Annotated in this window: 8 protein-coding genes and 1 pseudogene; 3 read left to right on the top strand and 6 right to left on the bottom strand. The window is 40.5% G+C overall.

The annotated features are described in order from the left end of the window. Positions 1 to 379 precede the first annotated feature (379 nt). The gene (locus tag ACE1AT_RS19095) at positions 380 to 2,176 is read left to right on the top strand and encodes a ShlB/FhaC/HecB family hemolysin secretion/activation protein (RefSeq protein ID WP_374871131.1); all 1,797 of its coding nucleotides are present in this window, start codon (positions 380 to 382) and stop codon (positions 2,174 to 2,176) included. Between the two features lie 70 nt (positions 2,177 to 2,246). On the opposite strand, the pseudogene ACE1AT_RS19100 reads toward ACE1AT_RS19095, so the two are convergent. The 5 genes and pseudogenes from ACE1AT_RS19100 to nifB all read right to left on the bottom strand — a co-directional run. Then, positions 2,247 to 2,405 (bottom strand): annotated as a pseudogene (locus ACE1AT_RS19100) (ArsA-related P-loop ATPase); the annotation flags it as partial. Between the two features lie 214 nt (positions 2,406 to 2,619). Further along, positions 2,620 to 3,540 carry a Fe-S cluster assembly protein NifU gene (nifU, locus tag ACE1AT_RS19105; protein WP_374871133.1) on the bottom strand — a complete coding sequence of 307 codons (921 nt, stop codon included), beginning with the start codon at positions 3,538 to 3,540 and terminating at the stop codon, positions 2,620 to 2,622. A gap of 143 nt (positions 3,541 to 3,683) precedes the next feature. Next, the gene (nifS, locus tag ACE1AT_RS19110) at positions 3,684 to 4,898 is read right to left on the bottom strand and encodes a cysteine desulfurase NifS (RefSeq protein WP_374871135.1); all 1,215 of its coding nucleotides are present in this window, start codon (positions 4,896 to 4,898) and stop codon (positions 3,684 to 3,686) included. A gap of 81 nt (positions 4,899 to 4,979) precedes the next feature. Next, positions 4,980 to 5,321 carry a 4Fe-4S binding protein gene (locus ACE1AT_RS19115; RefSeq protein WP_374871137.1) on the bottom strand — a complete coding sequence of 114 codons (342 nt, stop codon included), beginning with the start codon at positions 5,319 to 5,321 and terminating at the stop codon, positions 4,980 to 4,982. Between the two features lie 148 nt (positions 5,322 to 5,469). Continuing rightward, the gene (gene nifB / locus ACE1AT_RS19120; protein ID WP_374871139.1) at positions 5,470 to 6,912 is read right to left on the bottom strand and encodes a nitrogenase cofactor biosynthesis protein NifB; all 1,443 of its coding nucleotides are present in this window, start codon (positions 6,910 to 6,912) and stop codon (positions 5,470 to 5,472) included. A 1,344-nt stretch (positions 6,913 to 8,256) separates the two neighbouring features. On the opposite strand from nifB, the gene ACE1AT_RS19125 reads away from it, so the two are divergent. Both ACE1AT_RS19125 and ACE1AT_RS19130 read left to right on the top strand, forming a co-directional pair. Beyond that, on the top strand, positions 8,257 to 9,126 hold the full coding sequence (locus ACE1AT_RS19125) for a substrate-binding domain-containing protein (RefSeq protein ID WP_374871141.1): 870 nt from the start codon (positions 8,257 to 8,259) through the stop codon (positions 9,124 to 9,126). 16 nt (positions 9,127 to 9,142) lie between these two features. After that, entirely contained in the window at positions 9,143 to 11,128 is a 1,986-nt protein-coding gene (locus ACE1AT_RS19130; RefSeq protein ID WP_374871143.1) for an ATP-binding protein, read from the top strand. Between the two features lie 57 nt (positions 11,129 to 11,185). Here the strand turns inward: ACE1AT_RS19130 and ACE1AT_RS19135 are convergent, their stop codons facing one another. Beyond that, the gene (locus tag ACE1AT_RS19135; protein ID WP_374871145.1) at positions 11,186 to 11,902 is read right to left on the bottom strand and encodes a pirin family protein; all 717 of its coding nucleotides are present in this window, start codon (positions 11,900 to 11,902) and stop codon (positions 11,186 to 11,188) included. Positions 11,903 to 12,079: the final 177 nt, after the last annotated feature.

The raw sequence follows: 12,079 nt of genomic DNA on the forward strand, positions 1-12,079 counted from the left end.
GAGGAGTTTTTCAAAAAGGACATTATGTAGGTTGGGTGGAACGGAGTGTAACCCAACATTAACCAGACTATAATGTTGGGTTTCGCTGTCGCTACACCCAACCTACAAAACTACAGTTCTCAAAGTAGACGTGGTTTAATTGTGGTTTTGATCTGATTTTAAATTCAAAGTGCATAATTAATCGGTCTTGTTTGGTCTGTTAGGCTACGCAATGACATATCGAAAGTAATTAAGCGGAATAAATATAATATAATTCAACATAATTTAATATAAAAAAGTAGCCATAAGTATTATTGACAAAGTAATTTGATTAATTCATATTCTGGATAGTTAATTAAATAATATTAATAACTGAATTTGGGATATGTGGAAAAATATTATGATCTTTTTTCAGTGTGGAATTATCGTACCCACTGGAATCACTTTACTCTGGCTAAATGATGCTTGCGCTGCTAACCAAAATCCTTTATTTAAAAACATTTCAGCATCCAACACAATCAACAAAGTGGCACAATTAGAGCCATCACCATCCCCAACTACAAATCCCGAATCAGAAGTGGTTCCCAACGAAGAAGTTCCCAGTGAAAATAATCAACCTGATACTACTCCTTCAACCCCAGAACCAGTAGAGACATCTCAGCCAGAACAATCTTTATTAGTCAAAAAAATAGAAGTCAAATGTGGTCTAGAGGACAAAGCAAATTGCAAAGTCTTTCGTCCAGATTCTGAGGAAATTAAATCTATTACTCAATCTGTAGAAGGAAAAACTGTCACAGTCTCAGAACTGCAAGGGGTAGCAGATAAAATTACTCAACTTTACCTGAATCGTGGTTATATTACATCACGAGCGGTTTTAGTAGACCAAACCATTGCTAGTGGTGTGGTGGTATTTAGGATTTTTGAAGGGGGAGTAGAAGAAATTCAGGTAGAAGGGACTAAAAAGGTCAGTCCAAAATACATCATCAATCGGATTAAGCTGGCACAATTAAATCCCCTGAATAAAGATCAGCTGGAAGACCAATTAAGATTACTAAGGGCTGACCCTTTATTTAAGAACGTTGAAGCCAGTCTCAGACCGGGAAAAACCTTTGGACAGAGCATTTTAATCGTGCGGGTTACGGAAGCAAACTCTTTCAAGGCAAGTTTTGGTATTGATAATTACTCGCCCCCTAGTGTTGGTTCGGAACAGTTTGGTGTTGGTCTAGCTTATCGTAATTTGATAGTTTCCGGCGACCAAATAGCTACTTCCTACAAACGTTCAACCACAGGAGGAGCGAATCTGTATGATTTGAGTTACCGTATTCCTCTCAACCCTATGGATGGCACTTTGCAGATACGTGCTGCTATTAATGATTACAAAATTACTGACCCGGAATTTGCGAATCTAGATATTCGTGGTGACTCAAATCTTTATGAAATTACTTATCGTCAACCCCTAATTCGTTCACCCAGGGAAGAATTTGCTCTCTCCTTGGGGTTTACATTCCAAGACGGTCAAACATTTATCTTTAATAACTTACCGATTCCTTTTGGTATCGGCCCTGATGCAGATGGTGTCAGCCGTACTAGTGTATTTAAATTTGGGCAAGATTATCTTAAGCGAGATCCTAAAGGTGCTTGGAGTTTGCGATCGCAATTTAACATCGGTATAGGCTTGTTTGATGCCACTATAAATGATCATCCTACCCCGGATAGTCGCTTTTTGAGTTGGTTGGGTCAGGTACAGAGAGTACAGCAGTTAAATAATGATAATTTGCTGATTGCAGCACTCGATTTACAATTGACACCAGATAGTCTTTTACCATCACAACAATTTGTTATTGGTGGGGGTCAATCGGTGCGGGGTTTCCGGCAAAATGCTCGTTATGGTGATAATGGAGTACGATTTTCCCTGGAAGACCGCATTACCCTAGAACGCAATGAAGCCGGAGCTTCTACTATGCAATTAGCGCCCTTTGTTGATCTGGGTGTAGTCTGGAATCACCCCGATAATCCTAATAACGACGATTTACCCAGCCAGAGATTTTTAGCTGGCGCAGGGTTGGGATTTTTATGGGAACCAATTCCCCACTTAAACTTACGCTTAGATTACGCTGTTCCCTTTGTTGATTTGCGCGATCGCGGTGAAAATGCTCAGGATCATGGTTTTTATTTTAGTGTTTATTACACACCTTGACTAGGTTTGTAGTGAGGACTTTAGTCCTCATTTAAGCACCAAGGGTGCTTACTACAAACTTACTGCCTATTATGTAAATATCACTAGAGTCAGCTTTGGGGTCACATCCGACAATCATAATCCGCTGACCCATTTCTGCCATAGCGGCAAGGGTATTTTGAGAAGTTGTAGACTTACCGATACCGCCTTTACCGTAGAAAGCGATCTGTCTGATATTCTCAGTCATGATTAATTATTCTCCTGCAATTGGTTGGTTTGGTGGGTCTAGAGGATTTGTGTTTAGGTTCACTTTAGTTGGGTCAGCAGTGACCGCTTTATAGAACGTCACCGATGGTGGTGCTCGCTCTATCGCAAAAAAGGTTGGAATGTTGAGCATATTTGTTATTGGTAAATTTTTGGTTGTCATTAGACGCGAGGAACATCGCGTCTCTAATGACCATTGACTAAACTGCTTCGACTACAAGGTCTTTGCTGACGCGATCGCGTAGTCTAGATTCGATCGCAATCTTTAATGTGGCTGTGCTACTAGAACAGGAACCGCAAGCACCTTGCAGTATCACTTTGACGCGAAGGACGCTTTCGCGTCCAGCTTCGCTAACGCCTTCGACGTCAAACAGTTCGACATCTCCCCCGTCGGCGATCAACACGGGTCTAACTTCTTCATCTAAGACTTTTTGAATTAGTGCAATTTTTTGCACTGGCGTCAGTGGTTTTACGGCTGACTTACCATTAGTTTGATTGAGGGAATTACTTACAGCAGTGGCAGATACTTTTTCTTTTTGCACAGATGCAATAATGTCATCAATATTTGCTAGACAAGATCCGCATCCGCCACCAGCTTTGACGTAATTTGTCACTTCTTCGGCGGTGGTAAGGTTATTTTCAACAATTACCCGCCGGATTTTGACGTCACTAATACCAAAGCAAGTACAAACTAAAGCTCCTTCGTCATCATCTTCATGAGTGTCTAGGGGGATACCTCGGTAATTATAAATAGCTGCTTCTAGCGCTTCTTGTCCCATTACCGAGCAGTGCATTTTTGCTTCTGGTAAACCACCCAAGTAATTAGCAATTTCTTTATTAGTAACCTTCAGGGCTTCATCTAAAGTTTTACCCTTGATTAGTTCTACCAGAGCTTCAGATGAAGCGATCGCACTGGTACAACCAAAAGTTTGAAAACGAGCCTCAAGGATTTTCTCTGTATTTTCCTCAACTTTTAGGTGTAGTCTCAGGGCGTCTCCGCAAGCAATGCTACCGACATCACCAACAGCAACTTTAATTCCTGCTTCACCCTTGTCTTCTATTGCTCCCTGATGTTGGGGATTGTAGAACAGTTCCAATACTTTATCTGTATAGTCCCACATAGCCGATTTTGGATTTTAGATTACTCTGTCGAGAAGCCGCACTTCGTGCGTCTATGGATTTTGGATTTTGGATTAGGGATCAGGGATCGGGAGAATAATTCCTCCTTGTTCCCCTTGTCTTCCCTGTCCTCCGTGTCCCCCTTCTATCCTCTAGCCCCGATGACTGCTTTTTCTTGTTCTTGCAGCCAACTTGCTTCGTCATTCTTGAAGGGTGAGAGGGCGCGTAGGTGTTCAATAATACCAGGCATCACTGCTAGCACAGCATCAATTTCGGCGTCTGTGGTGTAACGACAAAGACTGAAGCGAATCGAACCATGCAGAATGGTGTAGGGTAAGCCCATTGCTCGCAAAACGTGGGAAGGTTCCAAAGAGCCAGAACTGCAAGCAGAACCAGATGATGCACAAATACCGTGTTTGTTCAGGTGGAGGAGAATTGCTTCACCTTCAATGTACTTGAAGCCAATGTTCGTGGTGTTGGGCAATCTCTGCGTAGAATCACCGTTGACTTGGCAGTCGGGAATAGTTGCAATAATAGTTTGTTCTAAGCGATCGCGCAATTTTCTTTCTCTAGCCGTCGCTTCTTCTATGTGTAATAACTCTAATTCGGCAGCTTTACCAAGGGCTACAACTCCTGAAACGTTTTCTGTTCCCGCCCTTCTACCGCGTTGCTGTCCGCCGCCGATGAGCATCGGGCGAAATCTCACACCACGCCGCACATATAAAGCACCGATTCCTTTGGGTGCATGAATTTTGTGACCGGACATGGTTAACATATCAATGGTGCTAGTCTTCATGTTCATCGGAAGTTTACCGACTGCTTGCACCGCGTCCACATGAAAAAGAGCGCCGCTTTCTTTAACTCTCAGACCAATTTGCTCAATGGGAAAAACTACGCCAGTCTCGTTGTTAGCATACATAATGCTGACTAAGGCAGTGTTACCAGTGAGTGCAGCTTCTAGTTCATTTAGGTCTAACTGCCCTGCGTGATTTACTGACAGATAAGTAACATTATAACCTTGCTTTTCCAACTGTTTGCAGAGAGTTAGGACTGCTGGGTGTTCTACCTGTGTAGTGATAATGTGTCGCTTATCTGGTTGCGCTAACAGTGCGGCTCGAATGGCGGCGTTATCTCCTTCTGTACCACCACTAGTGAAGATGATTTCTGATTCGTCAGCACCAAGGAGAGCAGCAACTTGTTCATGGGCCTTGTTAACTGCTTTTTTTACTTGTCCGCCAAAGGTGTGCATACTAGAGGGATTACCATAATAATCCGTCAAGTAAGGTAGCATCGCCTCTACAACTTCAGGATCTACTTTGGTGGTGGCATTATTATCCAAATAAATACAATTTTTCTGCATTGCTTCCAATTTTGTTTAAAATTTGTTTGTTGGTTGTTTGTTGGTCGTTGTTCGTTACAACCAACAACCATCTATCAACAATTAGGCAACTTGGTGCTGACGTTTCTGTAACTGCTCAGAGAATCTCTGCGAATAAAAAGTGAACCAAGTCTCCCAATAATCTTGTTTTTTTGTTAATTTTGCGACCAATGGGTAATAAGTGTTAAACCAGCTTTCCCAGTAATCGGTAGGAACTTTTATGCAACCATTGCTTGTAGGACAACCAGCTTTGCACTGAGGTACGGTGTGAATACTACCAACGCAGTTTGTACAAAGTTCAGGATCAATCCAGGGGCGATCGCCATCTATTTTAATTGCGCCAGTCGGACATACAGATTGACAAAGATTACAGGAAATGCACTCGCTGGTTATTTGGTAAGCCATACTATCCTCCATTGAAGGGAGTAGATTGAGGATTGGGTTCTGGGTAATGAGTGCTGGGTAATGGATGGTAGAGAGTGGTTAGTAGTTAGTGGATAGTGGTTAGTGATTACCTACCAACTACTAACTAATAACTACTAACGATGAACTACTAACTAACTTTTTCTTGGATGTATTGCTGGTAAAACTCTAAAGCAGCCTTGTCAATTGTGTCGTAAGTTTCAACAGTTTGGATGCCGGCTGTGTGCAGTTTTTCTTGGGGACAATCACCGATTTTAGCAACAAGTACTGCTTTGCAATCTGCGATCGCTTCGATAATATTTTCCAGAGTGGCTGTTTCGCCATAACCACCTTGGCAATAGTGGTCTATTTTACGATGACCGATAAAGCGGACTTCGCTACCATCGACTTCGTACACCTGAAATTCCTTGGCATGACCGAAGTGTTGGTTAACTAAACCACCGCCTTTGGTTGCAACTGCAACTAGAATTTTCGGGCTGTTTTTTACGGGTGCGGCTACAACCTGTTGTTTAGCAGCTTTGAGTTCTTCTCTAAATTTCTCAATACCTGCGTGAACTTCTTGCCGTTGAGCAAGGTCATATTCTGGAGCCATGTGCATGAATTTATCTTTAGTAAATTCTTGGCTGCGGTCTTCTCCCAACAATCCTACCGCATCGGCACGGCATTGACGACAGTGGCGCATCATCTTCATGTTACCAGCACAGCCGTCTTGCACTGCCTTTAATTCTTTGGGAGTGGGACCACGCTGTCCTGTTAAGCCGAAGTGAGTGCCGTGTTCTGGCGCCGAGATCAATGGCATGATGTTGTGCAGAAATGCACCGTGGGAGCGAATGACTTTATTGACTTCTACTAAGTGTTCGTCATTAATTCCCGGAATCATTACCGAGTTGACTTTGCAGAGAATATCGGCTTCTTTGAGGGCTTGCAATCCTTCCATTTGTTTTTCGTGGAGGATTTTTACGCCTTCGATACCTCTGTAACGTTTGCGCTTGTAGTGAACCCAAGGATAAATCTTGGCACCGATTTCTGGGTCCACCATGTTAATGGTGATTGTAACGTGATCGATATTTAATTGTTTAATGCGATCGATATATTCGGGAAGCATTAAACCGTTGGTTGATAAACAAAGTTTGATATCGGGTGCTTTCTCTGCTATCAACTCAAAGGTGCGAAAAGTCCTTTCTGGATTTGCTAGAGGATCACCAGGGCCTGCAATTCCTAAAACGGTGAGTTGGGGAATTTTGCCAGCAATCACTAAAGCTTTGTGTGCTGCTTCTTCTGGTGTCAACAATTCACTAACTACGCCTGGGCGACTTTCGTTAGCACAATCGTATTTGCGATTACAGTAGTTGCACTGAATATTACAAGCAGGAGCAACTGCAACATGCAACCTAGCATAGTGATGGTGAGCTTCTTCGCTATAGCAGGGATGGTTGGCAATGCGCTGTTGAAGTTTTTCATCCATTTCCCCGGTGGCGCTGCTACTGCATCCGCTACCGCAACCACTGGATTTCGATGCGATTGCAGTTTCCGTAATTGGGGAGGTGACGAGTCCTGTAGACGATAGATTCATTGAATTTCGCAAGGTGTCGATGGACTGGCAAAAGCCACTGTGGGAGATGGAACACTAACCAGTTATCAGTTATCAGTTATCAGTTATCAGTTATCAAAAAATTAATCACTGTTCACTGTTTACTGATTTGTAAGGAATGGAAGTCGCGTCTGTTTATAGCGCTGCCCACCGGGGTTCGGGGTAGGCTATTTAACCCTATTTTTCTCGGCTGGTGTGTCATGCACAAGATACGGGTGGAATTTGCGCTGACAGGCGCGACTTCTGTTCACAGGGGCATGGTGCTATCTCATCCCTCCACTCACTCATCGCTCCTTGATTGGTGCGTCAAGTGATTGGCGATATATGTTTTATATCAGCCGTGAGAGAGGGAGACTGGATTGCAACTTGGATAAGATTTATTAAATTTATTAAGTTTGTACTCAAATTTTCAAACTTCGATTATGAGGGCATAACAAAAGATCAGAAAAATTTTTTGGGTAGGGGTACTAGTATTTTGAGGTGGAAGTACAGGTATTTATGGAGGAGGGGACAAGTCTTTTTGTACTCACCTCAAACCTAGTCCTCACAAAGGTTTTAAATAAAATTAAGTTTTTTTGAGCTTGTTTTTAAGTTGTACTCGCGGACTTGAAACTGGGTGTGGGGGTCTAAGGGAATAGGGGTGTAGGAGGAGTCCTATTTTCATTGGGACTGACTTCTTGTCATCGACCCAGAGGCTTATTATTAATGCGTTTTTGGGTTTTGGAAATCTGGAGCAGATTACGGACAACTACTCCAGAAATATGCGAAATTCAATTCTGTATCCAACATATCACTTTTTTTTTGATAATAAATGCGATTTAAAATTTTTTAATTATTGGGAGAAAATCAAAACCTAAGTATTGCAAAAGCCTGACTGAGAGCGACTTAGAGACGCTTCCAAGGCTCCAAAATGAGAATAAATTGCAAAAACTAACAGCTAAAGTTACTGCTGAACTTTAATCGTCATCAAAAGTTATTTTCTCAGTTGCTCAGAATTGCTAAGTAGGTCGGGACACTGAAATTACTGGTGGGGGTTGTCATTCGTCATTTGTTATTCATCATGGGTAAGGGTTTGAAGGATGTTTACGTTTTGTAATTTGCGTTCTGTTTGTTCTCGCTGATTTAACTTATTTGTTTGATGGTTGGCAATACCAACCATATACCAACTATTCTACATTACTCTTAAAGCGATCGCATTGCACTTATTTCACAAAGAGTAGGTCGATATCAGTTTACCCATTACCTAATAAATTGTTACTTTGCTTTGGTACTGGGGTACTTTAAACTCAGAATCACAAAACTAAGGATATTTATTGGTATTGATCTATGAAAACAATTAGGATTCCAGTAATTTTAGGAATGATCTTTCTAGGACTTTGCAGCTGTAATTCTATCAAATCGACTACGACAACAAATTCGAGTCAACTCACCAGCCAGAATAATTCACAAACTCAACCAACCGTCAAAATAGGTGGTTCTAGCTCCACAGTATCGATTGTGAAATTATTAGCACAAGCTTATCAATCCCAAAATAAAACTGCCAAGATTGAATTTATATCTCTGAGGCAATCCGAAGGAGCGATCGCAGCACAGAAAAATGGCATCATTGATATTGCTAGTAGCAGTCATAAACTCAAGCCTGAAGAGGATAACGGTAAAATTAAATATCGTGAATTCGCAAAAGATATGCTCACAGTTGCTACTCACAATAGCGTTGAAGGCGTTACTAATGTAACAACTGCTCAATTGAAGTCAATCTACGCCGGAAAAATTACTAACTGGAAAGAGTTAGGCGGACCTAATGCCCAAATTGTGGTATTAGATAGACCAGAAGATGAATCTGCCAAAAAGTTATTGCGAAAATACTATTTGGGTAAAGACAAAACCACAACTCAAGCCGTAATTTTAAATAAAGAGGGAGAATTAATTGATGCTTTACAAAGCACCCCTTATTCAATCGGTGCTTTTTCTTTTGCTTATTCTGTAAGCAATCAACTACCAGTCAATCACCTGAGTCTCAATGGTGTCGCTCCTAACAAAGAAAACTTTGCTAACGGTAAATATCAGATGGTACGTAATATTGGACTAATTTGGAATAAAGCACCTTCACCTACCACTGAAAATTTTATCAATTTCATCTTTAGCGATGAAGGTACGAAACTACTGCAAAATAAAGGTTTTATTCCTAGTCATTAAACTCTCAGCAACAATCATGCGAAAATTTCGCTTTCAACTCAATCTCAGCCAGAAGATTATTCTGCCATTTCTGTGCGTATGTTTGAGTGTATTTATATTGTGTTTATTCATTGTTGGACATTGGTTTACGGATTTTCTTGAGCAGAGTCTTCGTCAGGAAGTTGCAAGTTTTGCTGACCGGGTTCACCAAGATTTGCAGTATGAGCAAGAAAGTCTGGAAACACAAGTCAATTTGATCGCCGACCAAGATACAATTCGCTTGGCGATTGAACAGCAGGATAAACAAAAACTCCTACAAACTTTACTACCCCTCAGAACTGCTCTGGATTTAGATTGGATTAAGGTGGTCGATACCAAGGGTAATATTTTACTGGATACACGGCAAGCAGGACTGATACAAGCGAAGCTACTCGATCAAGTAATTACTAATAGTGCTAGTGGTGGAGCTAGTTTTAGTGATTTCGTCAGTGTGGAAAAAAATCAACAAGTCCTACAAGTTGTAATTCATCCGATCAAATCCTCAACAAGATTAATAGGAGGAATTATCATTGGTCATTTAGTGAATAATAACTTTTTACAAAAAATGGCTGATGGTTCTTCTAAAGAATTGGTTGCTATTAAAGAAAATAACATATTTGCAACAACATTACCAAAAGTTAAAGATATCAAATGGCAACCTCCACCATCAGATTTATCTACTGCCAAACTCGTAATCGATAATCAAAGATATTTAGCTAAAAATGTTGTTTTTTTCGGTGCAATTCAGTCTATTGCGATAACTGTGCTTTCTCCTACTCTGCAACTAGAAACTGCTCAAAGGATGCTTTGGCTACGGTTGGTATTTTTGTTTTTATTAGGAGGTATACTTGTCACAGTTGTAGGATTTTTCATTGCCAAAACAATTACTCGTCGCTTGAAAGCTGTTACCTTTATTGCTAAACAAGTTACACAAAACTTTAACTTTGATTTGCAAGCTCCAATCATTAGTGAAGATGAGGTTGGGATATTAGCTATTTCTTTGAATAAGTTAATTCAACAAGTAAAGCAACTTTTAATAGAACAGCATGAAGCAAACATCAAGTTAGAATTATATAACCAAAATTTAGAGCAAAAAGTAGAGGAAAGAACACAAGAACTTCAGCAAAAAAATATTGACTTAAAACAGATTATACATGAACTTGAACAAACCCAATTGCAACTAATTCAAAGCGAAAAAATGTCTTCTTTGGGACAGCTAGTAGCTGGGGTTGCTCATGAAATCAATAACCCTGTTTCCTTCATCTACGGTAACATTGAATATGCGGATCAATACATTAAAGACCTACTGCGTTTGATTCAACTTTATCAACTACACTACCCTGATCCAAACCCAGATATTGAAAATGTGCTAGAAGAAATTGATATTGAATATGTTATAGAAGATTTACCCAAATTGCTGATTTCAATGAAAGTAGGTGCTGAACGCATTCACCAAATTGTCCTTTCTTTACGAATCTTCTCTCGCTTAGATGAAGCTGAATTTAAAGTTGCTGATTTGCATGAATGCATAGACAGTACTTTATTAATTTTGCAACATCGGCTCAAAGCACAAACTCATCGCCCGCAAATTCAACTGGTCAAAGAATATTGTGAGATGGCTCGCATCAAATGTTTCGTAGGTCAATTAAATCAGGTATTCATGAACATCTTCGCAAATGCAGTTGATGCTTTAGATGAAGCTTGGGAAAATGGGGTTTGTCCAAATCCCTTAATTCGCATTATTTCCGAATATAGAAATGACAAGATGATCATTCGTATTGCTGATAACGGAAGAGGAATTCCCCAAGAAATACAAAATCGCATTTTTGATCCCTTTTTCACCACTAAAGCCATTGGAAAGGGAACTGGTCTCGGATTATCAATTAGCTACCAGATCATTACTGAAAAGCATAGCGGATCATTACGATGTATTTCATCACCAGAAAAGGGTACAGAGTTTGTCATTACAATTCCTATTCGGTAATGAGCGCTGTAGGCGCAGCGTTACCGCAGGGTAGCGCTCACTACGAACTGTTACATTTTAGCCTAAATCAAACAACAAGATTTCTGCACCAACATCAGTACTAATTTCTAGTTGTTCTTCGCCATTCATTTGCACACCATCACCTCCTCGGAGTTCTTCACCATTGAGTTTGGCGACACCTTTAGCGATTTGCAACCAACCATAACGGTTAGGTAAAAGATGATAATTTACAACATCACCTGCTTCTAAAATAGATGTGTATAAATCAACATCTTGGAAAATTTTCACAGCACCATCACGTCCATCTTTTGCTGCAATTAAGCGTAATTTTCCTTTTCTTTCTTCGATAGAAAAAGCCTTTTGATCATATCTCGGTTGTAGTTTTTGCTGATTGGGAATAATCCAAATTTGCAATAAATGGGTTGGTTCTGTTTCAGAAGGATTAAATTCGCTGTGTAAAATTCCAGTTCCAGCACTCATAATTTGTGCTTCTCCTGGGCGAATGATTGAACCATTACCCAAACTATCTTTATGCTCAATAGCACCTTCTATGACATAGGTGAGAATTTCCATGTCTTTATGACCGTGGGTAGGAAAACCTGCACCAGGAACTATCCGGTCATCGTTAATTACACGCAAAGAACGAAATGCTATACGATTAGGATCATAAAAGTTACCAAAGGAAAATGTGTGGTAACTATCGAGCCATCCTGTTTGGGTACGACCACGTGCATTTCGATCATGAATTAAATGGGTTTTAGTGTTGGAAGCCATAATTTACTCTGTTTATGTATTTGTATGAATTTGTTTAACTAAACCTCGTCCATCTTGAAAAGAGGAGTTTTTCAAAAAGGACATTATGTAGGTTGGGTGGAACGGAGTGTAACCCAACATTAACCAGACTATAATGTTGGGTTTCGCTGTCGCTACACCCAACCTACAAAACTACAG

This window comes from Pelatocladus sp. BLCC-F211 (assembly GCF_041928655.1).
In the GTDB taxonomy this organism is placed as follows: Bacteria; Cyanobacteriota; Cyanobacteriia; order Cyanobacteriales; family Nostocaceae; genus Pelatocladus.